This window comes from Exiguobacterium sp. s89 (assembly GCF_018617735.1).
Lineage (GTDB): Bacteria > Bacillota > Bacilli > Exiguobacteriales > Exiguobacteriaceae > Exiguobacterium > Exiguobacterium marinum.
Genome location: NZ_JACSKS010000004.1, coordinates 1 through 26,008 on the forward strand (window position 1 = coordinate 1; position 26,008 = coordinate 26,008).

Sequence of the window (26,008 nt, forward strand, 5' to 3'; positions counted from 1 at the left end):
TTGGACTTTCAATGCCTTTGAATATTTGGTCATAAAAAACACCCCATAAAAGTTGGATTTTTCATGTCCAACTTTTATGGGGCAGTTCATCGGAATTCAGTCTTTTTTTGTATTTGAATTGAAAGCGGAAGGGTCTTTCTGAAGAGCCTCCGCAATGATTTTATCCCAATCTGCAGCATCACATGCCGTTGTACATGTAGGCTCAATCTCACATGTTGCACATTTTCCACCCTTTGCTTTCTGCGTGTAGCGGTAAAGGGAGAAGGCGGCATATCCAAAGACAACAGATCCGATAAGTAAGTCAAAGAATGGCATGGTGTTCCTCCTTACGCAAATCCGAACAGACGACCGACTTGATAAATGACAAGCGATACCACATAGGCAACCCCTAAGCCATATAAACTGGTGAACCATGTGAGTTTGGCACTCCCGACTTCACGACGTATGACAGCGACCGTCGCTAAACAAGGTACGTATAGCAAGACGAAGGCCATGAAACTATACGCGCTGAGTGGCGTGAAGACTGGCAATAACGACTCAGATAAATCAGATTCGCTAACGGCATAGATAATCGCCATAGTGGAAACGACTACTTCCTTTGCTAAGAAGCCGGTAATGAGCGACGCGCCGGCTTGCCAAGTACCGAATCCGAGAGGAATGAGCAAAGTGGCGATTGCCCCACCAATCATAGCTAGAAAACTATCGTTCATGGGCACATCAAAACCGCCCGGGCCTGAATACGCAAGGAGCCAGATAAATACAGAGCCTCCAAAAATAAAAGTACCGGCTTTGCGAACGAATCCTTTGGCTTTTTGCCAAGTGCTGCGCCATAGAGTGAGTCCTTGTGGGACGCGATATGGGGGTTGCTCTACGATGAATAAGCTCGTCTGATCTTCGGCAGCTAATGCTTTCGTAAATAGTTTTGCAGCAATCAAGGCGAGGAAAATGCCTAGCATATAAAGCGATAACACAACGAGAGCTTGATGAGCTGAGAAGAAACTAGCTGCAAACACAGCGTAAATCGGAAGCCGGGCCGAACATGACATGAATGGTGAGATGAAGATTGTGACGAGGCGTTCTCTCTCCTCTTCGACCGTTCGAGCTGCCATGATTCCAGGAACGTTGCAGCCAAATCCGATAATCATCGGGATAAAACTTTTTCCGTTCAGTCCGACGAGTTGCATGAAACGGTCCATCACGATGGCGACCCGCGCCATATATCCCGAGTCCTCTAAAAATGAGATGAAGAAAAAGAGGACAAAGATTTGTGGGACAAAGACTAATACCCCTCCGACACCTGCGATGACACCGTCTACGAGAAGTGCTTGAATGACTGACGAGGCACCTAAAGCATCCAATATCCAAAAGGTTCCTGATGTGATGGGGCCAGACAACAATCCGTCTAATAAATCGGAAAGGGGTGCGCCAATCCAATTAAACGTCACATGGAATAGCGCATAGAGTACCCCGAAAAAGATGGGCAGACCTAAGATAGGATGTGTCACAACCGCATCGATACGATCCGTCATCGTCACTTCTTGCATACGTTGATTTTCAATGACTTGATGTCGGATTTGTTTCGCCCAATCGCGACGACGTTCGGTGATATGGGCATGTGCAAAACGTCCGAGTGTCGCTTCGAGATCTTTACGGATGGCGACAATGTCTGGAGATGATGCTTCCAAATGGTCAACAACAATCCGGTTACCTGCTAAATATTGAATTGCAATCCATCGATCCGTTCTCGATAGACCTACCTCTCGAAGGATGCGTGCAATCGCTTCTTCGGTCTCTGGCCCATAGTTTAGTTCGAACGGTTGACGTTTTTCCATTTGAATCGATGAGAGTAAGACGTCACAACCATCACCTGTTCGTGCCGTAATCGGAAACACATCTACTTGAAGAAGTGTTTTTAATTTATCGAGATGGACATGCATCCCACGGCTTTCTGCGACGTCGACCATGTTTAAACCGATTTGAAGCGGACGTCCCATCTCTAGAAGTTGCAGAGTAAGTTGTAAGTTGCGTTCTAATTGTGAGGCATCGACAATATTGATCATCCCGTCAAACGGTTCATGCAATAAAAAACGGGAAACAATCGCTTCATCTGCCGAGAGCGGATCTAAATCATAAACCCCAGGCAAATCGATTAATTGTCCGACCTTCCCATGTAACTGACCGATTTTTTGTTCGATTGTAACCCCGGCCCAGTTGCCGACATGTGCGAATGAACCTGTTAATCGATTAAACAATGAAGTTTTACCTGTATTTGGATTGCCAATCAATGCGATACGTTGACTCATGGTACAATCACCCCGATTTTTTCGGCATCTGATCTTCGGATGGCGATAATTTGTTGATGATCTACTTGTTCAATGGTTAGCGGTCCTGAAAAAATAGCTCTGCGCTTCACACGTACCGAGCATCCCTCATAAAAACCAAGAGAAATCATTCGCCGGCGCAAGCGATCATCAATTTTAGTCAAATCAGATAGAATGACGGTTTGATTCAACGCGACATGTCGTAATAGACTCATAAGTAACCTTCCCTATCTTTTGATAACGATTCTCATTCGTTATCTTATCATGTTCAAGGTGAAAGTGAAATATTGTTCATGTAAAAAGTTATCTTTTATAAATAATAAGATCGAATGAACATAAAAAAGCGTAAACGAGTATCGTTTACGCTTCTTCAATCGTTTCATGATCTTCTTTGGCGCTCTCACGCAAAGCTGACGACATGACGTCGGCAAGGTCACGTTTGCGAAGTACACCGACACCTCGATCGGTCGGTCCGCCTGGGGCAGCCACGTCGGCAATCAATTCATTTGTCTCACGTGTTTCGTGTGACAGTAACTCTGCAGAACCTTTCATCGCCTGAGCGACAATTTGTCGCGCCGTCTGTTTATCGTATCCGACATCCGTCAAGACAGGGGTCATCGCACCGACGATTTCATAGAAGAAGGCTGGACTACAACCTGCAGCGGCCATAAAGGCGGACATCGTCTTCGCATCGGTGACGGCCGTTCGACCGACACGTTCAAAGAGAGAAGTCGCTTTATCGCGGTCGGTATCATCCGTTTCTGGACCAAACCATAGTCCCGTCATCCCGCTACGATACGCGACAGGTGTGTTTGGCATCGCGCATACGGCAGGAAGCCCTGAAGCTTCTTCTAATTGGCTCGGTTCGATGTGTGCCGCGACCGAGACGAGTAGTGGGGTCTTCCATTCTTTCGATTCTACGTACGGAATGACGCCATCTGGTTGCATCGCTAATACAACGATGTCATAGTCGTTGACGTTTTCGTCCTCGACGATTTGAACACCGAGTTCATCTTGTAGGAAGTGCAAACGTTCCCGGTCACTTCGGTTTGTCATTGTGATGTGTGTCGGTTCGACTCCCGATTCGATCCACCCGCGAACGAGCGCCTCACTCATCGATCCTGCACCGACCATTAATAATTGATTCATGATTCGTCACCTCTTCTTTTCGATTCGGTCAATAGTTATGTTGACTATCATAACAAACTTGCTCTCGAATATCGCCTATCTCGCTCATTTGTAAGGAGATGGAAAACAATCTGACACATGAAGCGATGAGCATGACAAACGATTCAAATCGCGCTATGATGGCACTAATTCAAAAGAGTGAGGCGAAATCACGTGAAACGTGTACTAGTTAAAGGAATTCAAGGATACCAGCGTTTTATCTCACCGTTGAAGCCACCGACATGTCGATTTTATCCGAGCTGTTCGCATTACGGAATTGAAGCGATTGAAAAACATGGGGCTGTCAAAGGGAGCTACTTAACAGCACGCCGACTCATCCGATGTCAACCGTTTCATCCGGGTGGGCTTGATTATGTACCGGATACATTTGATTGGAAAGCACCTTTGCAACGAGAGAAACCAGAATCACAGCGAGACGATTAAGTTCGTCTCGCTGTTATATATACAGGGATGTTGTTTATCCGTTGTTTTATCACAATACTTTTGCATTGTTCTAAGTATTCTGAAAAAATAGAAGCGTACACTATTTTTTCGGGGAAGGGGATACAGTATGATGGAGCAATCATTTAGTGATTGGGTGAGTACAGCATCCAATTTCGTATGGGGACCACCGCTCTTGATCTTGCTTGTGGGGACAGGCATATACTTGACGGTGCGTTTAGGTGGGATTCAAATCACTAAGTTACCGTATGCATTGAAACTGGCGTTTTCGAAAAATCAAGATCAATCTTCTAAAGGGGATATCAGTCACTTCCAAGCACTCATGACCGCTCTTGCGGCGACCGTCGGTACGGGGAATATCGTTGGTGTCTCGACAGCAGTCGTGTTAGGAGGACCGGGCGCCATTGTTTGGATGTGGGTATCTGGATTCTTTGGAATGGCGACAAAGTACGCGGAAGCAGTACTTGCCGTCAAATACAGGGTGACCGATGAACGCGGTCAGATGGCCGGTGGGCCGATGTATTATCTTGAACGAGGATTGAATCAACGTTGGTTAGCGGTGGCGTTTGCAGCATTCGCTTCGATTGCGGCGTTCGGGATTGGAAACGGGGTCCAGACGAACTCGGTTGCGTTGGCACTAAAAACAACATTCGATGTACCACTCTACATATCAGGAATTCTCATTATGATTTTTACAGGTGCGGTCATTCTCGGGGGCGTACGTTCAATCGGGAAAGTTGTGAGTTATTTTGTTCCTGTCATGATTGTATTTTACTTAGGCAGCGGCTTATTGATCATGTTCATGAACTACTCGCTTATTCCGGATGCGCTCGCACTCATTTTTAGCAGTACGTTCAGTGCGGAAGCAATCGGTGGGGGAGCTATCGGGGCGGCCATTCGATATGGTGTCGCGCGTGGTGTCTTCTCGAACGAAGCGGGTCTCGGTTCTGCTCCGATCGCAGCGGCTGCGGCGAAGACGGATATGCCGGGTCGTCAGGCGCTCGTCTCAATGACGCAAGTCTTCTTAGACACGCTTGTCGTCTGTTCGGTGACCGGTTTGACGCTCGTCATGGGTGGGCAAATCGGGACAGGACTTGAAGGGGTCGAATTGACTTCCGCTACATTTGAATTGTTCCTCGGTCCGGCGGGTGGCTACATTGTCACGATCGGACTCGTCTTATTCGCCTATTCGACCGTGCTCGGTTGGTCGTATTACGGAGAACGTTCCATCCACTACTTGTTTGGGCAAAAGTCGATTCTTCCATATCGGATTGCTTTCGTCCTCGTCGCCGGACTCGGTGCGATGACGACCAACTTGAACTTGGTATGGGCGTTATCCGACGTCTTTAACGGCTTGATGGCCATCCCGAACTTAATTGGCCTCTTGTTCTTGTCGGGCGTCGTCATCGCAGAGACGAAGCGATTTAATCAACAGCTTGAGATTGAAAATCGAAAAGTATCCTAAACATATAGACGCCATCCTCACGAATCAGAGGGTGGCGTCTTTTGTTTTGCTTCCAATTCATCGAGTCGTGCTTTTTGTAAATGGTCAAACACTTTTGTGATAAAGCCGACCATAATACCGACCCCGGTTAATACATATCCGATTGTGAATATTTTTCCGATGTCGGTCTGAGGTGCGAAATCACCGTATCCGATGGTTGTCAGGGTGATGACACTGAAGTAAAGTGCATCCAACCAACGCATCGCCTCGAATCGGGTGTAAAAAAGTGTACCAGATAGGACTGTGAGGAAGGCGAGACTGAACAGGACCTGAAACTCAGGGTCGCGAAGCCCGCGCCAAATTCCGCGAACGATTCGTCGTAGTGTCAGTAAGAATGGTAACATGTCACTCGCTCCTTTCGATATTAGGTTTGTTCGCTAACAACACGGGAACATCCTTTATAGTTCAAAAAAAGAGAAAGGGTGAGTTGAATGGGGAAAGTCATACCGAAACAGGAAGGGATTGACCACAGTGTCGATTTTTTACGAGAGGGATATTTGTTCGTCGCCAATCGACGCAAAAGTTTTCAATCAGACATCTTTGAGACTCGTTTACTCGGGGAACGTGTGATTTGTGTTGGGGGTGAAGAGGCTGCAGAGATGTTTTATGATGCCGACAAATTTATGCGTCAAGACGCGGCGCCGAAACGTCTCCTTAATACGTTATTTGGGGAAGATGGTGTTCAAACATTAGATGGAGCGGCGCATACGCATCGAAAACACATTTTCATGTCACTGATGACGAAAGAGAATATTGATCGATTGCTCCGATTGACGCATCGCGAGTGGGAACAAATCGAACAAAATGAAGAGGAAGTCGTCTTATATGATGTGTCTCAACAGGTGTTGATGAAGGCAGTATGTGAGTGGGCTGGGGTTCCGCTTGCGCCAGAAGAAGTAGTAAGACGAACAGACGAGATGAGATTATTATTCGAATCCGGTACGTCCCTTGGGCCAACCTATTTGCAAGGACGCAAAGCGAGGGCTTCGGCTGAATCTTGGATTCGTCAAATGGTAAAAGAAGTACGGACGAACCGATTACTGCCGAACGAACAGACGGCACTTTATGAGTTTTCGTGGCATCGAGACGAGTCAGGCGAATTGTTACCTGAAGAAGTCGTGGCTGTTGAAGTGTTAAATATTCTACGCCCGACTGTCGCAATCTCTGTCTATATTCTCTTTACTGTCCTGGCATTACATCAGTTCCCGAACGAGACGGAACAAGTGAGGCAAGGTATGCTTACAAAAACCGAGTTCGTCCAAGAAGTGAGACGGTTCTATCCATTCTTCCCTGTAGCGGCAGCTCGTGTCAAATCGGACTTTGAATGGAACGGATATACGTTTTCCGAAGGCACGCTCACGCTATTAGACTTGTATGGAACGAACCATGACTCATCCATTTGGACAGAGCCTGATCGGTTTGATCCCTATCGCTTTAAGGACTGGAAAGAGAGTCCGTTCAACTTTATCCCACAAGGTGGGGGAGATGTGGACTTTGGACATCGTTGTGCTGGAGAACATGTAACGATTGCAGTACTAGAACAAGTCATCGAACTGTTTACAGAGGAGTTTTCCTACACGGTTCCTCCTCAAGACTTGAGTTATAGCTTTGTGGATATGCCGAGTCTTCCGAAAAGTAAACTGCGATTGGCCGATGTGAAACGAATCTAATTAAGAACCCGTCTACTCTTGATCATCGAGCAGGCGGGTTTTGTCGTATAGGATTCATTTGGTTTGCAGATTCAAGCGTTTTGAAATCGGACGAATGGATACAGATGAATCAATCATCCGATTGTCTCGTTTTGGTTCATCTGTACTTTCGATTTGCCAATCCGCATCGTGAAGTTCTTTTAACCCTACCGCAATGTCGTACAAGGAATAGTTTGCGTTGCCGTTTAATTGATAGATTCCAGGACTACGTTTTGTCAAAATTTCGAATAAAGCGTCTGCTGTATCCGGTAAAAATGAGCAAGACGGATACCAATGCTCACTCGCTTGAATGACACCTCGTTGTTTCATCTCGTTTGTAAAGTAGTCCATCATATTATTCGATCCGGCCTCTTCTCCGATTTGCCATCCGAGACGGACGATTTGTGCACCTGGATTGACGCGAACAATCGCACGTTCACAATCACGCTTATACCGCCCATAGTCATCTTCCGCATCTGGTGAGGTGTCCGGTGTAATTGGTCCGGTTACATCGTCTGAAAAAATGGAGACGGTACTCGTGAACAGAAACGGAATATTTTTCTCTGCACATAATCGAGCGAGTGTCTCGGCCCATTCCACTGCACCCATACCGATATGTAAAAAATAATCAGGACGGATACTATCGATAAATCGTCGCATCTCCTCTTCATTCGTCGTTGACACACGTTCACGGTCCCACGCAACTCCTTCAATTCCATGGCGCTGTAACGTATCGGCGACGACTGGTGCTACAGTACCGTTCATTCCAGTAATGATTGCTTTCATTTTGATTCGCTCCTTTCACTCTATATGATGCCACAAAACGAGTGTGGACAAACAATCGATGTGTGCGGCTATGCTAGACTAGAGGGTGGAGGGATCAATCATGAATATTCGACAAGCAACGAAACAAGACAGTAAACAGATTGCGCCACTCATGTATCAAGCAATTCATGAGATTGCGTACACGTTAACAGCGTCAAAAAATACAAGTGAAGTCTTGGAAGGTCTTGCGGGTTGGGTGGAGCATCCGAAAAATCGCTTGAGTCACAAAAATATTTGGGTGGCCGATGTGGAAGGTGAAGTGGCCGGGATAATCATTTCGTACCGTGGAGACGAAGCAGAGGAGCTAGATCGTCCGATTCGAGAATGGTTGAAGGCACGTGGAAGTGAGGAAGAGTTGGACGTTGAAACGGAAGGGCACGTTCAGTACATCGACTCACTCGCTGTCGCAGAGGCGTTTGGAGGACAAGGAATTGGGACGAAGTTAATCGAACATATTTGTACAGTCGCGGAAGAGCATCGTGTTCCGGCGGTCACATTAAATGTGGACCAAGAAAATGTTGCGGCGCATCGCTTATATACACGTCTCGGATTCCAAAAAGAAAAAGAAATCAATATTTCCGGGGCGAAATTTGACTATATGAAAAAAGAAATCAACTCGCCTCCTTTCTCAGTCTAAAAGCGGATGCGTAAACCGTTCTTCTCGACTATACTAAGTGCTTGAGGAAAGATATACGCAAAGGAGATACGTTATGGAGTGGAAAAATATTTGGCGAGGGATGGCCATGGGAACAAGTGATTTGATTCCAGGTGTCAGTGGCGGCACCATCGCAGTCATTTTAGGTATCTACGATCAACTCATCGAAGCAATCAGCGGCGTGTTTAGCCGATATTGGAAGAAATATATCGGGTTCTTAATTCCGTTGGCAATTGGAATGGGGACAGCCATTATCGTCCTAAGTCGAATCATCGAATACTTATTACTTGAGTATTATGCACCGACACAGTTTTTCTTTATCGGACTGATTTTAGGGATTATTCCATTGTTATTCATGGAATTCAAATCGCGCGCATCGATTCGTCCGATTCATGTCATTGCAATGACGTTGGCAATGTTACTCGTGGCTAGTATGGCATTTCTTAATCCGGTTGATTCATCAATCATTACCGACATGACGTTCGGGACAGTGCTTCTATTATTCTTATCTGGATGGTTAGGCAGTATGGCTATGCTACTTCCTGGTATTAGTGGGTCATTCGTCTTGTTGCTGATTGGGGTGTATCCAACGGTTATCAGTGCCATTTCAAACTTTAACCTGTTGATTATCGGGATTGTTGGTGCAGGAGTGGCAGTCGGCTTTATTGTGAGTAGTAAAGTCATCCGCTACTTGCTAGCGAATTTCCCTGGAATGACGTTTTCAGTCATTATCGGATTAGTGATTGGTTCGCTCGCCGTCGTGTTTCCAGGAGTTCCGGCTTCCGGTCTTATATGGGTACTTAGTATCGTCGCGTTTATCGCAGGTGTTATTGTCGTCCGATTACTCAGTAGATATTCTGCTTAAATAGTCAAGGAGTCCGGTTCATTTTCCGGACTCCTTTTTTAATAGATAAAGGGGAATAAACGTTTGCGTGACTTCGACCAAGTTCGATAGGCTTGCCCAAAGTGACGAATCAGCATTCCTTCTTCGATGTGAATCCGGTATAGTAACGCAAGTGATGTTATACCCGCACCGATTAATGCGATGACCCAATGGAGAAAATATAGAGAAAATCCGAACGTGATCAGTAACAAGCCTGTATACAACGGATGACGCAAATAGCGATACGGTCCTGAGCTGACGAGCTCATCTTCAGGTCGAACGACGACGTGTCGAGTAAATTGGTGACGGAGGTGTAAAATTCCCCAATATCGTAAGGACACACCGGCTATGTAAAGTGTAAGTCCAATCATTTGTTGAGTGATTGATGGAGGCGTTTCAAAAACAACAGAAGATATGATGGATAACGAAAAGACAGCAATCATCGTTGCTGCTACGAAATAAAAGCTTTTCCGCTCGACCGATCCATCTGTTGCCTCTTTCCGATTACGAAATCGCCATACTTCCACAATCCAAAAACAGGACACGATGATCAATATGATATCCATCCATTCCATAGTACACACCCTTCCCTCTGATTCATCTTCCATTACCCGACCTTCGCATAAGAAAAACCAAATGAGCATCACCGACTTACGAAAATGATTTGTCAAAGGGAGGAAAACGAGTTATCATCTAATGAGAATGATTATCATTTTTACATATAGAGAGAGGAAGGGTGCGACGATGAACGAGGAAGTATTCGACGTGACGATTATCGGTGGGGGACCTGCCGGATTATATGCCGCTTTTTACAGCGGTTTACGAGGCATGAAGACGAAAATCATCGAATTTCAACCTTTTTTAGGCGGAAAAGTGCACGTGTATCCGGAAAAGATGGTCTGGGATGTAGGTGGACTCCTTCCGACAACAGGTGCGAATCTGATTGATCAGCTAGTCGAGCAAGGCCTCACATTTTCTCCAACGGTTCATATTGGCGAGAAAGTAGAGTCGATTTCGAAACACCAAGACGGATTGTTTAGAATCGATACGACGAATGGGCATCACGTATCGAAAACCGTCATCGTCGCAACCGGAAGCGGGATTCTCAAGCCTCATAAAATCGAAGTGAGCGGAGCGGAACGATTCGAATTGTCAAATCTTCATTATACGGTCAAATCGCTTGAACGCTTCAAAGGGAAGCGTGTATTGATTTCCGGTGGAGGCAATAGTGCTGTTGATTGGGCCAATGCCCTTGAGCCGATTGCAGAACAGATCGTACTGACGTATCGAAAAGAAGAACTCGGTGGACATGAGGCACAAGTCGAGAAGATTAAACAGAGTCGGGTTGATTGTTGCCCACAATCTAAAGTGACGGATTTGATTTCTCACGATGGGAGATCGATTCAGCAAGTATGTTTGACACATGTAGAAACAGGTAAGTCGCGTGTGGTCGATGTGGATGAAGTAGTGATTAATCACGGGTACGAGCAAGATACGGAGTTGCTTCGTCACAGTGATTTACAGGTAGAAATGAAGGATGGATTTTATGTGAAAGGCAATTCAGGTAGCGAGTCATCCGTATCGGGATTATACGCCGCCGGTGACATCCTCACACATGAAGGGAAAGTTCACTTGATTGCCGGAGCGTTTCAAGATGCTGCGAATGCGGTAAACCGGGCCAAAACATACATTGACCCGAATGCGACCGCAACGGCAATGGTGTCCTCTCATAACGAACGATTAAAAGAAAAGAACCGTCAACTGATAGAAGAAACCATGATGAAGCGGTAAGAGGGACACTCTTACTGCTTTTCTGTAGGATAATCACAAAGTTCGGTGATCACGCCACCTGAATGACGCGGATCCATATAGATTAATCGTCGACCTTTAGCGGTCGTACGAAGCGTATCATCTAAAAACGTGATTCCGTTTTGCATGTGTTTGGCAATGGCTTGATCTAAATCGTCCACGCGGTAAGCGATGTGATGGACCCCTTTCCCTCGAGCTTTCATAAACCGGGCAATCGGACTCGTATTACTTGTCGGACGTAGTAATTCGATAACATCTTCCCCGATATGGATAACGGCTAACTCGGTTTCGACCCCGGTAGCCGTATTTGTATAGCGATCCATGAGTTCTCCACCTAACACGGTCGTATAAAAGGTGATCGCCTCGTCTAAATCTCGAATGGCGATTCCTGTATGGTCGATTTGCATAAACATTCCTCCTCACTCTTCAGTTTGCCTAAAGTTGAACAAAATGTCACTTCACAACGTTTCAAGCATATCCGATATAATAGGAGAGGGAGGGACAGCGAAATGAACGGAAAAATCACTACGGGTTTGGTGGGCACTTTCGCCTTGGTATCATTTGTGTTTGGACTCTCACTTGCGACATTTGTCGACTATCGCATCAATGAAGAACAGGTTGTCCTTGAACGGTTAACTACCCATAAACAGATTGGTCCGACGGAGTTGCTGTCTACCGAAGTCGACTTTCATTTGAATGGATCGAATTATGCGATTCGTTTCAAAGATGAGCCAAACATCACGTATTGGTTCAATGTTGTCGACCGCAAAATCAAATTCGATCGGATTGAATCGCTCGATTTGAGAGACACGGGACTTCGGACAGAACTGTTTGAAGAGATGCCACCTTTAGCGATGGAGTCGACAACCGCTGCAGAATGAAAGACGTTGAACGAACAACTTTTTCCTGTGAGAAAGAGTTGATTTGCTCGACGTCTTTTAGCGTTTTATGAATAGAGCGGGGTCGGCGGCACCTGTTGCGTGTAAGTTAATCCGCTGACAGAAGATGCTTGAGCACCGTGTTTTTGGAGCGCAAAGGTCAAGTCGGTTTGCAAATTGGTCGTGGAAATGTGAGCCTCTTCGATATATCGAAGCTTATAGAAAAACTTTTGTTGCAGAAACGAAATGGCTTCCCGTACAAACGGTTCGTCACATTCTAAGTGGATTTCTTGTACGAACACATGGTACATTCGTAATCTTACTTTCATAATCCCAATTGGGCGGTGACACCAACGTAACATATAGAACAATGTATGCTGGCGCATTTCATTCGTAAACTGTTGGTCTGTCATAGGGACCGCTTCCGGAAGGACATAATAAGATGTATTTCGAAATTCGATCCATTCGTTTCTTCTGGAATAATCAATCAAATCTAGCGTCCAATATGTATGTGATCCTTTCTCGCATGGGAGTAATGGCAAATGATACGTAGTCGTTTGATGATACTTTTGAAATCCGGATGCCTCATATATTCGAAGTTTATCTTGATTGTGATAGTCGTTTTCGTGTAAATAGTAAGTTATCATGTGCTTTGTTTCCCGACTTCTCTCATATAAAATTCGATCGAGTAATCCACGGAAAACATGACGATCATCGTATGCCGATTTTGAAAGTTGAATGATTTGAAATTCTTCAAGATGTTCGTCGTTTGCGACGACGGAGGCTAGTGGGGTATGTTCGTTTAATGCGACATAGACGTGGTGATGTGAAGGCAGGGAGAGAAGTAAAGGTGCCTGGCTAAATGGATATAATGATTGAATGGAAGTGCGTTCATGCAACGGTAATTGTCTACATTCCACAAAACGTAGCGCTCGTTTCACAAAGAATCCTTCTTTCTATATTGGATGGTACGTACACTTAAATTGTAAGCGCTTCCTTATATTATCGTGTGTGGCATTGTGATGACATCTAACTTAAGAAAAAATCAAACCTTCTAGAAAAAGGTTTGAGTAAAATAGAAGATATACGTTTAATACAGTAAAATATGATTCACCTGAGCGCTGATGTGTGAGTTTCATCAAAAGTCATCCGTAACGAACCGATGAAACATGCTATACTTAATCACAATGAAACCATATATTAGGAGTATAAAATGAAATACGTTTATTACATGATACTGGCTTTTGTACTTTTGATGACAGGCACACCATCTCCAGCGCTAGCTGAAACAGAACCAGTGGTCATTCATGAAAATATCATTATCGAAGAAGACGTAGAAATTCATGAGGGATTTCAATCACCAAATGAAATGATTTATTTGTTCGTACTCATCGTATTATTATCAGTCATCGGACTTGGGATAATGAATACGATTGAATAACGTGAAAACGTTCACAAAAATGCAATAAGTAGTTTGGTAACGTTTACAATCATTCGCTTATACTTGTACGTGTAGGAAGGAAGTTCTGCACCAACTTTCTGTCCTCCTTTCAAATGAACACCCCTCGTTCATATCATGTATTGGAGTCAATCGATCTCATCGATTGACTCCCTTTTTCTATAAACGAATTCGCTTTTCTTTTGCTAACCGCTTTAACCGTTTTGTCTCGTCTGTATGTCCGTGACTTTCTAGAAAGTCGACATATACTTGAAATGGTTCGGAGCGATGAGAAAAGAACGGAATATATTCTGAAAACAGTTTTTGTTCCGCTTCTTTTAATTTCCCTTCAGAGACAAGAAGGCGAAGCTCTAACATTTTGAGTGCCTGGTAGTTTTCCAGTTCGGTATCTTCTATCTGAGACTTCTCTAAAGTACGGTCACAAAGTTTTAGGAGACGGGAGTGGAGGATTTTTCTTGAGTTGGCGTGACTATGCTCGATGGACAACGTTGAAAGTAAATCAATTCTTGTGGAATCGACATCTTTTGGGACATGAAGAGCGGTGTATAAGGCGCGGTCAATCCAGACGGTATCAATCGGAGCATCTAGTTGATAGTAATGAATGAGTTTTTGAAGCATGGTGACTTGTGAAATTTTTAAAAGGCGGAATGGGTCGCTCGTTGAAAAGAGCGGTTCTTCTCCGGCCGACGTAGACAGAAGGTAAAACATTTCTTCATACATCATACGCGCTTCTGTATACTCTTCTGCGTAGTGGGATAAATCACGAATGATTTTTTTGGCGTGGATGTACCAATTTTTTTGGTCACGCTCTGACATCACCTGATTCGGGCGAATATATAAATATTCATATGCGGAGTCAACAAAGCGTTCAGCCAGCGTAATCGTTTGCGAGAGCGAATGCCGTTCTTCCGAATGCTTTTTTTCTTTATAGCGTGTGAACTGGCTAATCATGAAATCAAAATCTTGATCATCAATCACATCTTTAGGAGTATGACGATACATTTCGACGAGTAAATCGCGTAACGTCGTCTCACCGTATTGCTCCAATAACATGCGTAATTTTCCGACACGCATCAGCTCTCCTCCTTTCGGTCATTTCTTATTACACCGTTTCTTGATTTGGGCAAACACCAATTATTATTCCTTTCCCGGTTTTCATCTGAAACAATCATTTGGTCTCATGCTTAAGACGGATTTTCATAAGAAACGTTGTCAGATGAAGGCAGGTTCGGGATAATAGAGAAAAATTGATAAAGTTGAGGATTATAATGATGAAAGATGAACAACATTTATCGCGTGTCGAACGTAGAAAACGCGAATTAGAACAACAAGAAATCGAATCGTCTCATGTGGACCGTGGTCAACCGGACGAACTATCTATACATGAACAACGGCGTGAACAGGCGACACGTCAATCCGAACATCCATTTTTAAATGAACATATGAAAGATTCTTCAAAACCGAAAAATGGAACGGTGAAGCCACGTCGGAAACGATCGCCCCGTATCTCATTATTTTCGAAACGGAAATCATCTCGTTCGAAATCACAGCATGCGACGAGACAATCAGAATCATCTACTCCCACAAAACGAGAAATGTCTCATTCTTCTAAACAGCCAACGAAACGGAAGCGTAAATGGAAGGGGAAAGTTGCCCTTTTCCTACTTGTGATTCTACTAGTCGTTGGATATATGGCGACATCTCCCTTCACATTCCTCATCATGGGAAGCGACGCACGGGTTGGTGAGTCACTCTCGGGATCTCGTACGGACTCCTTGCAGTTGATGGAATTCGTACCACGCTCTGGTACTGTTCAGAATGTATCGATTCCACGGGATACGTATACGGCCATCCCATGTGAACCTGAACGGGAAGGTGACAAAATTACGCATGCGTTCGCATTCGGTGGTGCAGAGTGTACGGTTGGTGCCGTGGAAGGACTGACTGATGCCTCGGTCGATGGACAAGTCGTCATCACGTTCGAATCGTTTATGGAATTGATTGATTTGATCGGTGGGGTGAACGTCACGGCAACGCATTCGTTTAGTGAGAAAGGGTTCAACCAAACGTATGAATATACGGAAGGCGTTTCCTATGCGATGGATGGAGACATGGCATTGGCGTATGCGAGACACCGTAAATCTGATACAGATGGGGCTCGTTCGAATCGTCAAACGGAGGTCATGACGGCTGTCGCAGAAAAACTGGCAAGTCCTTCAGGATGGACGAAAATTCCGGCGACATACCGCTTTATGAAAGAAGAGATGGGGCTTGAGATGAACGTCTTGCAAATGGCTTCTGTCGGATTGACGATGATTTCGAATCCGGAGGTAAATAAAATGCAAGTCGAAGGTCAGGATGCCTATATCAACAACGTCTATTACTATGAACCGTTAGAAGAGAGTGTCCAGACGATTCGAGATGCTCTTGATTTATCTATTTGGGGTACTGTCAGATAATTTTAAGAAAAGGGTTTGATTCTGACTTGAAAGAGGAATTTTAAACAAATGAACTACTCTTTTGAGGAGGGAAATTTGAATGAAAGTTTTAGTCATTGGAGCAACAGGAAAGATCGGGAAACGTGTATTGAAAAGCCTGGCGAAAACCCATCAAGTGACCGCTTTAATTCGTTATCCTGAACTACAAGCAGAGTATGAAAAAATGGGTGCGCATGTATTGACGGTTGACGTTGAGAAAGAACTCGAGAAAAAAGTGCATGAGGCGACGAGCGGACAAGATGCCGTTATTATTGCGGCAACTGCTGGTGCAGATGGTTCGAGCACTGAAATTGAACTGCTTGACCGAAACGTCGCAATGAACGCAATTGATGCCGCAAAAAAAGAACGAGTACGTCATGTCGTCTTGCTCAGTGCTTATGGCGCCGATCAACCGAATGCTGCACCGAAAGAACTCTTTAACTTTCTGTCAGCTAATAATGCCGCCGACGAGTATATCGAACATAGCGGTTTGAACTATACGATTATTTGCCCAGTGACCATTGTCGATGAACCGAGTAAAGGTTCCATCGAAGCATCTGAAGATCTGAATGACGCGGATGGTGCGACGATTTCTGAAACTGATGTCGCGACTATCATCGCAGCATCCCTCGATAACCGTGGTTTGTACGGTCGCCGGATTGAAATTAAGTCTGGCAGTACACCAATCAACGAAGCACTTGATTTTGAAGGACGTGGAGAAGTGGCGAATGGAGGAAGAACGACGTTGCGTCGACCACAACGCTCATAATGAGTTGAGGAGAAGATAACATGGAACGGAAGTTATACAAAGACCCAAGTAATCAAATGATTGCCGGAGTATGTTCAGGACTAGGAAACTATTTAGGTGTGGATGTCACGATCATGCGCGTTCTTTTCGTGGCGATGGCTCTTCTCGGAGGACCAGGACTTCTTATTTACATCGTCCTGGCAATTATTATGAAGAAGCCGCCATCAGAGTATGAAGTAGAACAAGAAGATCGCTTTTAATAAAAAATCAATCCGACGTCTCGTCGGATTGATTTTTTATTTCTCTACATATAAAGTGTAACTCGCTTCGAATGTCTCATTTGGTGAAAGGAGTTGAATCCCTTCTTTGTTCAGGAAGTCTCTTCGATGCCCTTTATAATCCGCATGTCCAAACCAAGGTTCCAAACAGACGAACGGAGCTTCTTTGTGCGGTGGAGACCAAATACCGAAATGCGTGAAGGACGGACTTTCCATCACGATGACGGTGTCTGTCGGTTGATGCCGGAGTGCTGCGTAGTCAACGTTCTCAAAGATCAGCGCATCGTCATCGAATAGCGATCTAGTGAGCGGGATATACTGTCGTTCACCGAGTGGTTGATACGCACCTGTCAAATAAGGACCGTCTAAGAGATAGCGATCGCGTGTGCGAACTTCACCAAAGTCAATCGTATAGTCCTCAAACGTCCCCCCCATGAATGGAACATTGAATGCGGGGTGGCCTCCGATACTGAATGGTAACACGGTTTCACCGGAGTTATAGACACGATACGACACGATGACTTCTTCGCCAACAAGTTGATATGAAACGTTTAGCGTAAACGGGAAAGGATAGTGTTGGCGCGATTCAGGTGTATCGCTCAGTGTGAAACAGACGGACGTGGCAGACGATGAATCGATATCAAAAATAGCATCACGGGCAAAGCCGTGTTGGCTCATCGTATACGTGTTTCCTTCATACAAATATTGATCATCGAGCAACCGACCGACAATCGGAAAAAGAATCGGTGCCTGTCTCCCCCAATACGTGGGGTCCCCTTGCCAAAGAAATTCTTGTCCTTCTACTTTCCAACTAGTCATCTCCGCCCCTTGCGCTTTTAAGCTAATCTGTATTTTTTCATTTTGAAGTTGCACAATACACACGCTCCTTTACAGTTTATGATAAGTTAAGTGTAGAAATCTTAAGGAAAACAAACAAGAGGTAAATGATGCGCTTACAAAAAATCGTAATCGGAACGCTAATCCTTCTATTGATTGTTGGGCTTGCTTATAAAGGTTATGAAGAATATATGTCGACGTTAGAGGGAGATAAAGCGGTTCCGATTGTACAAGATGAATCGGTTTTGGGAGGGTTAGAAGTCGGACAGCAAGCTCCAGACTTCACTTTGAGCACGCTAGAAGGGGAACGTCTTTCCCTTACTCAATATCAAGGAAAGCCGGTCGTGATTAACTTTTGGGCTTCGTGGTGTCCACCATGCCGGGATGAGTTCCCTGAACTCGTGTCTTTTGAAAAAGCGACGAATATTCCGGTTGTTGGAGTAAATGTCACGAAGAATGAACGACGTGGAAAAGAAGACGTGGAAGCATTCTTAGATGAGTATCCCGTCGATTTTCCGATTCTGTTAGATGAAGAGGCTGCTGTCGAGCAACGATATCGTGTTGTCGCATTACCGACAACGTACGTTCTAGATGCAAAAGGAATCATCGTGGCGAAACAGACGGGTCCAGTTGACGAAGCGTGGCTTCAAGGACAGGTTAGTCAATTATCAGAATGACACGTCATTCAAAAGCTGAACGATCTGCCCGGTTTGATTGGGCAGATCGTTCAGCTTTTGTAGTGTTGCTTAATCAACGCATCAAAGTTAGGGGTCATATCTTCTTCAAGATAATAGTGATGATTGTCTCGAATGATTGTATCACCAACACGTGCTTCGGATGGTAGGAATCGTCTAGGGATGAAACTTGAGCCATTATTCCATCTCAATACGGCATATTTTCCCTCGATCCGTACCAATGTACCGTACTTAATCATACCTCTTCCTCCTCGACGAACAGCTTCTGTCTCTTTTTATCCTTACATCATGTATTCCCAAATTACATAAAAGCTACACCTCTTTACACGTGTCCGTCCATAGAAAGGGTGGGCGTTATGTTCGAGACCCGTGGATGTTATTAACAAGAAATGTGAAAAAAGTTTGAAGAAAACGCTTTCTTTTTTGGAGGCGGTCTTCTATAATAAAACCACGGGGTGATTATGACGAAACTGTGAACAATGGGGGGATGGTCATGTTTTCTTCTGCTATGATTGGATTGCTCGCTCTGACGGGAGTAACAATCTATGGGGTTGACCGTATGTTCACGGTCCGCTCAGAACGCATCACAAAGAAATAGGTCTACATAGGGGGATCGCAACGTCTTGGGGAGACGTTGCGATTTTTTAATAGTCTTGTCGACGAGACCGACGATCGGTCTCTTTTTGTTCCACCATCTTCTGATTTCGTTCATGAATCCGATCGAAAAATGCGTGATCTGGCCAAGATGGAGACCAATGACGTTGTTCAGGAAGAGCTAGAATGTATTCTTCCGCAGCGCTCAACCGCTTAATCATTTGACTTCGATTATCACATAAATCACCATGCCCCGGTACGAACCATTGGATTTCATGTTCATAAATGATTGATTGCAACGTTTGTAACGTATCGAGATAGGCAGTCGGGTCGTGTTCGATAAATGGGGGCTCGATATTTGATCCGTAATCCCCGCAAACGAGTAGATTCATCGATTCGATTAAAAGCGACATGTGTGTCGCGTCATGGCCAGGTGTGGAGATGAATGTGACCGGTACTGAACCGAGCAAAAGCGTTTGATCGGGCTTGATCACGAGATCGATGTCGGGTTTTTGGATAGGACGATTGATGTAATGTTGCTCATAAAACTCACGAATCTCATTTAGCTGCTCAGATGAATCTGTCTCTACAAACGCTTGTGAGGCAATGGTTGTAGCATCGGTAAAGCCATAGGCTCCAATGATATGGTCAAAATGATGATGCGTAAAGATGACGTAAAGTGGACGGTCGTTGCGACGCAGCTCGATATCTCGGCGAATCGTGGCGATTTCTTCAGGGAGCCACGTCGGATCAATCAAAATAATAGCATCGGGTGTATCGATGAGAGTCGATGTCGTTCGCATCAACGCACTTTCATATACAGTAAATGATTGCAGTTTCGCTTGAATCAATGGAGTTCCTCCTCATTCGATTAGACTCATTTACTCTTTCCCCAAATCGCTTGAGAGAACAACAAAAAAGCAGAAAGTCGTGTGACTTTCTGCTTTTGCAAGGTCTCAACCGTGCAGTGTATGTGTGCGAGATGTTCTCGCGTATATGTCGATATTGGAGCGGGTGAAGAGAATCGAACTCTCGTCATCAGCTTGGAAGGCTGAGGTTTTACCATTAAACTACACCCGCATGAGTGAAAAAATATGGAGCGGGTGAAGAGAATCGAACTCTCGTCATCAGCTTGGAAGGCTGAGGTTTTACCATTAAACTACACCCGCGAAACGTTTTAACGTTACTTTGATATAATAGCATATACGATTCTATTTGCAAACCCTTTTTTAAAAAACTTTTTAGGTTGCAGAACCCTATCGACAACGAAGATAATAGAAAAAAGGAGAGAAATCAAATATGAGTGAACGGAAATCATATTTACAACTGATGGGTGAAGGATTTCGAATGTTGAAGCAATCAAAACAAACGGATACCACGGTGTCTCTCCGGAATTGGACGTTTACGATTCATCACGATCACGAATGGTACATTGTACTACGTACGAGTCGGATCAAGTGGATCGGGTTGCCGACCACAACGTTTCTTATACGTCCTGACACGATTCAAATAGGAGATTTAAAAATCACCCGTCACGAGGAATCGAATGAAGTACGTTTGACAATCGATGAAGAATGGGGATTGGAAAATAAGGTTGTTTGTGACAATCTAGAATGGGAAACATTCGTCGATGCGCTCAAACGAGTGAAGGGGGAGTAAGCGTGAGTGGAGAGAGGTTATATCGGATGGAAGCCGAGGCTCGGGGGAATGCTTGGCGTGCCCGGGTGCTAACAGGGATTCAACGATTTCGATTTTACAAAGGAGAATTGCTCGCACCGACAAACCGCCCTTATGTCGTGCTGAGTATCTCGCAAGATGAAGGGGCCCTCCCCGACTTAATTGAAACCGATATGGGTGTCCTCTTGATACATGAACGGGTAGGTCACGTTTTTATGAATGTATGTCCGTATGATGTTCAACTCGTTCGGGTCGAACTTCATACGAGTACGGGAAAAACCGACCGTTATTGCGCACTCAATGTCCTTCGCCGCTTTGAAATCGAATACCTTGAGCATTCGAACGAATATCGTCCATTAAGTGCGGATCGACTCTATTTCCTATCTAATCAAACGGTCCGAATGAATTTATTTGGACATATGATTGCCCAAGACGTAAACAGCCAACGTCTTTACGTGACGGAACGGTTGAAGTATGCACTTCAAGCCAGGATGGTCACGGGGCTAGCATTTAAGCAAGTAAAGGAGAAAACAGCATGAAAGAGTATGAAATTGATGGGTGGTTCCGCCTGACATATCCGGAACATTATGAATACAGCGAAGAAGAAGACTACGTGAGTTTCTATTCGACGGAAGAGGATGCGCAAGGAACGCTTCAAATCTCAATTTATGAATCAGAAGATTCGCAAGAACCAAAGCAATCCGCAATGAGCGAGTTGAAAACGTTCTTAGGAGAGTTTCCGATCGACGTGAAAGTCGCACCGAGTGTGACCGATGAGACGAGTGACATGACGACGGCCTATGCGAGTGGGATTGAAGACGGCATGCATTTAGATGTATGGTCCTTGACCGACGGAACACGGCTCTTATTTTTAACATACGTAGCCGATCAGGTGACCGATGAAAAGATGGAGATTGAGTCCATCATCGATTCAATCGAATGGACATGAAATGAGACACGACGCCAGTTAGGGGCGCGTGTCTCATTTTTTTACTGATATTTTGGTACATCGAAGTTGAGCGTGTAAGCATCAAGAGATTGATAGATGTTATAGATACTAGTCGTCTGTTTCGCAGCCCATCCGATATCGGTTGCATATTGGTGAGTTCCGGGTGAAGACGGGTTGAAGCGCATCTTGTAGAGTGTGTTCTGCATGTATTGCGGATTGTTAATATATTTCGCTCCAATCCAGTAAGCTCCCCCAATGATTGCTTCTTTCGGTGAGAACCATTTTTGTTGGAAAGCGTACTTTGCGCCGTTCCCAAGCGGATTACTATCGGTAGCTTGTATTCCGTACATATTATAGACGGTTGCGGCAACAGGACGTTCCGGATAAATCCGATTCCCACTCGAGTTGATCAATGCATTCCCATCTTTATCGACAGGAACCCCTTTTGCAAGAAGTGACGTACCGTGTCCCGTTTCAAGGAGGGCATGCGAGAGAAGATAGACTTCGTTTACGCCGTACATGCTAGCCGCATCTACGAATGCTTGACCTTGTCCACTAAGTGTCCCTTTAGATGTGAGAACTTTGTTGAGCGTGGTCGCTGTTGTCCCAGCGCTCTTTGATAAATCTAAGAATTGATAGAATGAACGAGAGTTCGAATCAATCTGACTTGGATCGACATACGAGATAAGGTCATCTACTGACGCGCGACGCCATGTGTTGTCGAATACTCGAATGTTGTGTCCAGCCGGGCGTTTATACGAAATTGTATAGTATGTCCCCGTCTGACCAGTTATGGTTACAGTCTCACCTGTGTTGATTTGTCCATAGGCGTGAGATGTCAAAATCGGTCGACTTAAAATGTTTGCTGTCCCAACGACTGAACTCGGTGTCACATATCCAGTCATTGTGCCGTATTTCACTTTGTACCAAACTGTTGAACCGGAAGTGTAGCGGTCAACATATTGTATCGACGCCCCGTATGGAATCGTAACGAGTGAAGAAGAACTTGAGGAAGCAGTCATCTTCAGAGCTGTTCCTAAGCCCGAGATGACTGTCATCTCAGGCTTAACAATCGTTCCAGTCGAACCATTGACGCTAACCCAAGCGCGAGGTAAATATGCTTCATCATATCGATGTGCGTCGGTTTGAGCGAATTGAGCCATTTGGCGTTCTGCCATCTGGCGAACCGTCATTGGATAACTTGTATATGAAACTTTTTTCGTGATGCCTGTCGCAGGTGGAGTCGTTGTGACAGGTACGACGTAATCGGTATGAATATAGTTACCACTATACGTTCCATTCGTGAGAAGAGCCCAGTCTGAGCCGACAATCGGTTTGATGTTGACAATCGTTCCTGTACTTAACGTTCCGACTTTATTTGCTGTCGTTACTTCAGGCGTAGACCGAACGTTGAGCGGTTCGTTCCCATCTACATAGATGCGAACTTGACGTTCTTCTTCGTATTGTTCGTCTGACGGTGCTGTTTTCGAGAAGTAATCCGCCGTCGCATAACCTGTGATTGGGCCGTATTCAATTTTAAAGAATCGTTCCGTGAGGCCAGGTTCAGATACTTGTTGAACTTTCGTACCGAACGGAATGACCGCAATTTTAACCTTTTCAGCATCAGAACGGTTATATAAGACGACATCGCGAGTTGTATAGTAATCTGTTTTCACAATAACCTCTGGATTTTTCAATGAAAAGTGACTAGAGCCTGCATATCCTGTTTTGCCATCATAGCGAATCTTGAACCATGAACTAGATAGACCACTTTGCGAGACTTGTTCCACTTTTGCACCGAATGGAATCGTCGCAATCTTTGTCGCTCCGGCTGCAGAAGAACTATACATCGCCACATTTCGAATCGCAAAGTATGGTGTGATCGTCACTTCTTCAGGTGCCTTCGTTGAAAAATGGCGAGCGGCAGCGAAGCCTGTGACTCCATCATATTCAATTTTGAACCAGGAGTCGGATAGGTTGGCGTCAGAAACCTGTACCACTTTCGTTCCTTCTTTGATCGTGCGAAGACGAGCCGCTCCGGAAGCGGAAGACTCATACAGTACTAGGTCTCGAACCGCATAATATGTGGTTTTGACGACTGATTCAGGTTTTGAGGTCGAGAAGTTACGTGCAGCTGCATAACCGACAGTATCCCCGTATTGAACTTTATACCAAGATGAACTCAATCCGTTCACGTACACACGCTTCACTTCTGCACCGAGTGGAATCGTTGCGATTTTTGATGCACCCGTTCCTGAACCGTTGTAGAGCGCAACATTTTTCACTGCGTAATATGTCGTGACCGCTTCTGGAGCAAGGGGAGTCGCTGTGAAATTACGTGCCGGTGCATAACCGACGAGTGAACCGTATTCGATTTTGTACCAAGATCCCGTCGCACCCAATGAATCGAGGTAAGTGACGTGCGCGCCTTCTGGAATCGTTGCGATTTTTGACGCGCCAGTACCGGTCTTGTCATATAGAACGGCTGTCTTAGAAGCGTAAAACGAAGGATTCGTTTCGCTAAAGTATCGTGCGGCCACATATCCAGTATATGTACCGAATTGTACCTTATACCAAGACCCTGTCGCACCGTGAGTAGAAAGATGCGTCACGAGTGATCCTTTCGGGATGACCGTTTCGATTGAAGCAGATGTTGACATCGACGACCGAAGATTGACGTTCATTTCAGCCATATATAATGAAGTGGACGTTGTAGATGCTTTTGTAATGGATGAACCCATCGTCAAATACGTAGAAGAAACGTAACGTTTCTGTCCCTCGAAGCTGATTTGTGCCCATTCATCATTTAAGGCATACACATCTACCGACGTTCCTTCCGTTAACTTGCCGACGATTGAAGACGATGTCGATGAATCAGACCGTACATTTAAAATGGGTGTGTTGACTGTTCCTTCAGATGTTGCTGCGTATGATTGGAGAGGCGCAACGGTGCTCAGAATCGTTCCTGAGACGATGGCGGCTACTCCTAATCGTGAGAGTGTCGATTTCAATATGTTACCCCTTTCGGATGAAAAAACATGATAAAAATGATTGCGGTCTAAGTATAACGTACTTAAAAATTGGAAAGAAGAAGTAAAATTTTAAAAAAGGTAAATGGTTAAAATATCTTTTCCGAAATCAGGTAAATGAAAAACCCCCTTATAAAAGGAGGTTGAGTAAATTAATGGGTTTTGATTTGCTTCATCCAAGCAAGGATATCCAACCAAACTTGTTCACGGTGAGCTTCGCGAAGGATTTCATGTCGGGCACTGTCGTATGTGACGACAGTGGGTTCGATATCCGCTTTACGATATTTTTGAATGATTCCGTTCAACCCCTCGCCGTCATGAGTGACGGGATCGTCCACTCCAGCAACGAATAAAACTGGAAGTGACTTCGGATGTTCGTGAATACGTGCGGATGTCGTGACATCTAATGAGGCGCGGGTCACCTCATATAAGAAGCCAAGGGATGGTAGTCCACCGCAATTTGGATCTTCAATATAGGAGTCAACCTCATCGGGCACGCTCGAGAGCCAATCACTATCTGTTCGAGCTGGTAAAAATTTTAGGTTGTAGCGTCCGAACAAGAGACGTTCAAAAAATTTAGATTGGTGTGTCGCGCCTTTTCGATTCATCGCAGTAGCAATTAAGCGATGACCGATCTCCCCTGCGACTCCAGGGTGTGGAGGCGGGGCGACGACAATCACACCAGATAAAGCGTGTCCCATGACTTGTCCGAGTCGTCGTGCGAGAAGTGAGCCGAAGCTATGACCTAACAGATACGTCGGACGCTCATCCTCATGCTGGTTAATGAGATACTGGGCATCATCGACGAGTTGCTGAAATCCAGTCTCTGGCGCAAGATGGCCGTAAGTGTTTTGGTCATGGGCGCTAGTGCCCGCACCGCGCAAGTCACATACAAACACATCGTATCCATTATTTGCCATAAAATACGCGAACTCAATATATCTTTCATGATGTTCGAGCATCCCGTGAAACATGAATATTTTCCCAATTGATTGATCTGCCCGCACGTGCATCACTTCCGTTTGATACCCGTCAGGATACGTCAACTCCGATACGATCATCTGTCATCCCCC

Annotated in this window: 30 protein-coding genes and 2 tRNA genes; 15 read left to right on the plus strand and 17 right to left on the minus strand. The window is 45.0% G+C overall.

All coding sequences use genetic code 11. The features are described from left to right. Positions 1 to 96: 96 nt before the first annotated feature. The 4 genes from KNO96_RS11370 to KNO96_RS11385 form a co-directional block, all read right to left on the minus strand. Positions 97 to 315: a FeoB-associated Cys-rich membrane protein gene (locus tag KNO96_RS11370; protein WP_026826823.1), complete on the minus strand. Its 219-nt coding sequence runs from the start codon at positions 313 to 315 to the stop codon at positions 97 to 99. A gap of 11 nt (positions 316 to 326) precedes the next feature. Beyond that, a complete protein-coding gene (gene feoB, locus KNO96_RS11375; RefSeq protein WP_214703835.1) occupies positions 327 to 2,303 on the minus strand; it encodes a ferrous iron transport protein B in 1,977 nt (658 codons plus the stop codon). Continuing rightward, positions 2,300 to 2,536 (minus strand): FeoA family protein, encoded by a 237-nt coding sequence (locus tag KNO96_RS11380; RefSeq protein ID WP_034771241.1) that lies wholly within the window; start codon positions 2,534 to 2,536, stop codon positions 2,300 to 2,302. The genes feoB and KNO96_RS11380 overlap by 4 nt, the downstream gene beginning before the upstream one ends. Before the next feature lie 145 nt (positions 2,537 to 2,681). Further along, positions 2,682 to 3,470, minus strand: a complete 789-nt coding sequence (locus KNO96_RS11385; RefSeq protein WP_214703836.1) for a pyrroline-5-carboxylate reductase family protein — start codon at positions 3,468 to 3,470, stop codon at positions 2,682 to 2,684. Positions 3,471 to 3,662: 192 nt separating this feature from the next. Between KNO96_RS11385 and yidD the strand changes: the two genes are divergently transcribed. Together yidD and KNO96_RS11395 are read left to right on the plus strand one after the other, a co-directional pair. Beyond that, positions 3,663 to 3,932, plus strand: a complete 270-nt coding sequence (gene yidD, locus KNO96_RS11390; protein WP_015880777.1) for a membrane protein insertion efficiency factor YidD — start codon at positions 3,663 to 3,665, stop codon at positions 3,930 to 3,932. A 130-nt stretch (positions 3,933 to 4,062) separates the two neighbouring features. Then, positions 4,063 to 5,415 carry an alanine/glycine:cation symporter family protein gene (locus KNO96_RS11395; protein WP_026826819.1) on the plus strand — a complete coding sequence of 451 codons (1,353 nt, stop codon included), beginning with the start codon at positions 4,063 to 4,065 and terminating at the stop codon, positions 5,413 to 5,415. Positions 5,416 to 5,432: 17 nt separating this feature from the next. On the opposite strand, the gene KNO96_RS11400 is transcribed toward KNO96_RS11395, so the two are convergent. Continuing rightward, on the minus strand, positions 5,433 to 5,798 hold the full coding sequence (locus tag KNO96_RS11400) for a potassium channel family protein (RefSeq protein WP_015880779.1): 366 nt from the start codon (positions 5,796 to 5,798) through the stop codon (positions 5,433 to 5,435). A gap of 87 nt (positions 5,799 to 5,885) precedes the next feature. On the opposite strand from KNO96_RS11400, the gene KNO96_RS11405 reads away from it, so the two are divergent. Then, positions 5,886 to 7,124 (plus strand): cytochrome P450, encoded by a 1,239-nt coding sequence (locus KNO96_RS11405; protein ID WP_214703846.1) that lies wholly within the window; start codon positions 5,886 to 5,888, stop codon positions 7,122 to 7,124. A gap of 54 nt (positions 7,125 to 7,178) precedes the next feature. Here KNO96_RS11405 and KNO96_RS11410 read toward each other — a convergent pair whose 3' ends face one another. Beyond that, positions 7,179 to 7,928: a sugar nucleotide-binding protein gene (locus KNO96_RS11410; protein ID WP_214703848.1), complete on the minus strand. Its 750-nt coding sequence runs from the start codon at positions 7,926 to 7,928 to the stop codon at positions 7,179 to 7,181. A 100-nt stretch (positions 7,929 to 8,028) separates the two neighbouring features. Between KNO96_RS11410 and KNO96_RS11415 the strand changes: the two genes are divergently transcribed. After that, positions 8,029 to 8,604: a GNAT family N-acetyltransferase gene (locus tag KNO96_RS11415; RefSeq protein WP_214703851.1), complete on the plus strand. Its 576-nt coding sequence runs from the start codon at positions 8,029 to 8,031 to the stop codon at positions 8,602 to 8,604. Positions 8,605 to 8,677: 73 nt separating this feature from the next. Then, positions 8,678 to 9,487, plus strand: coding sequence for a DUF368 domain-containing protein (locus KNO96_RS11420; RefSeq protein ID WP_214701074.1), 810 nt, complete (start codon positions 8,678 to 8,680; stop codon positions 9,485 to 9,487). A gap of 38 nt (positions 9,488 to 9,525) precedes the next feature. Here KNO96_RS11420 and KNO96_RS11425 read toward each other — a convergent pair whose 3' ends face one another. Next, positions 9,526 to 10,080 (minus strand): methyltransferase family protein, encoded by a 555-nt coding sequence (locus KNO96_RS11425; RefSeq protein WP_214703854.1) that lies wholly within the window; start codon positions 10,078 to 10,080, stop codon positions 9,526 to 9,528. Positions 10,081 to 10,249: 169 nt separating this feature from the next. On the opposite strand from KNO96_RS11425, the gene KNO96_RS11430 reads away from it, so the two are divergent. Continuing rightward, on the plus strand, positions 10,250 to 11,296 hold the full coding sequence (locus tag KNO96_RS11430; protein ID WP_214703857.1) for an NAD(P)/FAD-dependent oxidoreductase: 1,047 nt from the start codon (positions 10,250 to 10,252) through the stop codon (positions 11,294 to 11,296). Positions 11,297 to 11,307: 11 nt separating this feature from the next. Here KNO96_RS11430 and KNO96_RS11435 read toward each other — a convergent pair whose 3' ends face one another. Then, positions 11,308 to 11,721 (minus strand): VOC family protein, encoded by a 414-nt coding sequence (locus KNO96_RS11435; RefSeq protein WP_483297750.1) that lies wholly within the window; start codon positions 11,719 to 11,721, stop codon positions 11,308 to 11,310. 102 nt (positions 11,722 to 11,823) lie between these two features. Between KNO96_RS11435 and KNO96_RS11440 the strand changes: the two genes are divergently transcribed. Then, positions 11,824 to 12,195, plus strand: a complete 372-nt coding sequence (locus KNO96_RS11440; RefSeq protein ID WP_026826811.1) for a hypothetical protein — start codon at positions 11,824 to 11,826, stop codon at positions 12,193 to 12,195. A 65-nt stretch (positions 12,196 to 12,260) separates the two neighbouring features. Here KNO96_RS11440 and KNO96_RS11445 read toward each other — a convergent pair whose 3' ends face one another. Then, positions 12,261 to 13,133: a hypothetical protein gene (locus KNO96_RS11445; protein WP_026826810.1), complete on the minus strand. Its 873-nt coding sequence runs from the start codon at positions 13,131 to 13,133 to the stop codon at positions 12,261 to 12,263. A 272-nt stretch (positions 13,134 to 13,405) separates the two neighbouring features. Here KNO96_RS11445 and KNO96_RS11450 point away from each other — a divergent pair, with 272 nt between their 5' ends. Continuing rightward, a complete protein-coding gene (locus tag KNO96_RS11450; protein ID WP_026826809.1) occupies positions 13,406 to 13,633 on the plus strand; it encodes a hypothetical protein in 228 nt (75 codons plus the stop codon). 177 nt (positions 13,634 to 13,810) lie between these two features. Here the strand turns inward: KNO96_RS11450 and KNO96_RS11455 are convergent, their stop codons facing one another. Beyond that, entirely contained in the window at positions 13,811 to 14,725 is a 915-nt protein-coding gene (locus tag KNO96_RS11455) for a hypothetical protein (protein WP_026826808.1), read from the minus strand. Positions 14,726 to 14,922: 197 nt separating this feature from the next. Here KNO96_RS11455 and KNO96_RS11460 point away from each other — a divergent pair, with 197 nt between their 5' ends. From KNO96_RS11460 to KNO96_RS11470, 3 genes are all read left to right on the plus strand, one after another. Further along, entirely contained in the window at positions 14,923 to 16,110 is a 1,188-nt protein-coding gene (locus KNO96_RS11460; protein WP_251125179.1) for an LCP family protein, read from the plus strand. Positions 16,111 to 16,189: 79 nt separating this feature from the next. Beyond that, entirely contained in the window at positions 16,190 to 16,897 is a 708-nt protein-coding gene (locus KNO96_RS11465) for an SDR family oxidoreductase (protein ID WP_026826806.1), read from the plus strand. 20 nt (positions 16,898 to 16,917) lie between these two features. Further along, complete coding sequence (locus KNO96_RS11470; protein ID WP_214701085.1) at positions 16,918 to 17,136, plus strand: PspC domain-containing protein; 219 nt, start codon at positions 16,918 to 16,920, stop codon at positions 17,134 to 17,136. A gap of 36 nt (positions 17,137 to 17,172) precedes the next feature. Here KNO96_RS11470 and KNO96_RS11475 read toward each other — a convergent pair whose 3' ends face one another. Beyond that, positions 17,173 to 18,027 carry an aldose 1-epimerase family protein gene (locus KNO96_RS11475; RefSeq protein ID WP_214703863.1) on the minus strand — a complete coding sequence of 285 codons (855 nt, stop codon included), beginning with the start codon at positions 18,025 to 18,027 and terminating at the stop codon, positions 17,173 to 17,175. Between the two features lie 74 nt (positions 18,028 to 18,101). Between KNO96_RS11475 and KNO96_RS11480 the strand changes: the two genes are divergently transcribed. Continuing rightward, positions 18,102 to 18,668 (plus strand): TlpA family protein disulfide reductase, encoded by a 567-nt coding sequence (locus KNO96_RS11480; RefSeq protein WP_251125180.1) that lies wholly within the window; start codon positions 18,102 to 18,104, stop codon positions 18,666 to 18,668. A 50-nt stretch (positions 18,669 to 18,718) separates the two neighbouring features. On the opposite strand, the gene KNO96_RS11485 is transcribed toward KNO96_RS11480, so the two are convergent. From KNO96_RS11485 to KNO96_RS11500, 4 genes are all read right to left on the minus strand, one after another. Beyond that, positions 18,719 to 18,925: a DUF3006 domain-containing protein gene (locus KNO96_RS11485; protein ID WP_015880796.1), complete on the minus strand. Its 207-nt coding sequence runs from the start codon at positions 18,923 to 18,925 to the stop codon at positions 18,719 to 18,721. A 405-nt stretch (positions 18,926 to 19,330) separates the two neighbouring features. After that, the gene (locus KNO96_RS11490; RefSeq protein WP_214703866.1) at positions 19,331 to 20,131 is read right to left on the minus strand and encodes an MBL fold metallo-hydrolase; all 801 of its coding nucleotides are present in this window, start codon (positions 20,129 to 20,131) and stop codon (positions 19,331 to 19,333) included. 155 nt (positions 20,132 to 20,286) lie between these two features. Then, a tRNA-Gly gene (locus KNO96_RS11495) sits at positions 20,287 to 20,360 on the minus strand. A gap of 15 nt (positions 20,361 to 20,375) precedes the next feature. Continuing rightward, positions 20,376 to 20,449 (minus strand) — tRNA-Gly (locus KNO96_RS11500). Positions 20,450 to 20,579: 130 nt separating this feature from the next. On the opposite strand from KNO96_RS11500, the gene KNO96_RS11505 reads away from it, so the two are divergent. Genes KNO96_RS11505 through KNO96_RS11515 form a run of 3 tightly spaced genes read left to right on the plus strand, consistent with a single transcriptional unit; the run spans position 20,580 to position 21,906 of the window. Next, a complete protein-coding gene (locus tag KNO96_RS11505; protein WP_214703869.1) occupies positions 20,580 to 20,939 on the plus strand; it encodes a hypothetical protein in 360 nt (119 codons plus the stop codon). A 2-nt stretch (positions 20,940 to 20,941) separates the two neighbouring features. Further along, entirely contained in the window at positions 20,942 to 21,496 is a 555-nt protein-coding gene (locus KNO96_RS11510; protein ID WP_353047598.1) for a hypothetical protein, read from the plus strand. Further along, positions 21,493 to 21,906, plus strand: a complete 414-nt coding sequence (locus KNO96_RS11515) for a DUF3805 domain-containing protein (protein WP_026826799.1) — start codon at positions 21,493 to 21,495, stop codon at positions 21,904 to 21,906. Before KNO96_RS11510 ends, KNO96_RS11515 begins: the two co-directional genes overlap by 4 nt. Positions 21,907 to 21,947: 41 nt before the next feature. On the opposite strand, the gene KNO96_RS11520 is transcribed toward KNO96_RS11515, so the two are convergent. Together KNO96_RS11520 and KNO96_RS11525 are read right to left on the minus strand one after the other, a co-directional pair. Continuing rightward, the gene (locus tag KNO96_RS11520; RefSeq protein WP_214703872.1) at positions 21,948 to 24,917 is read right to left on the minus strand and encodes an SH3 domain-containing protein; all 2,970 of its coding nucleotides are present in this window, start codon (positions 24,915 to 24,917) and stop codon (positions 21,948 to 21,950) included. 170 nt (positions 24,918 to 25,087) lie between these two features. Then, positions 25,088 to 25,996 (minus strand): alpha/beta fold hydrolase, encoded by a 909-nt coding sequence (locus KNO96_RS11525; protein WP_214703875.1) that lies wholly within the window; start codon positions 25,994 to 25,996, stop codon positions 25,088 to 25,090. Positions 25,997 to 26,008 lie beyond the last annotated feature (12 nt).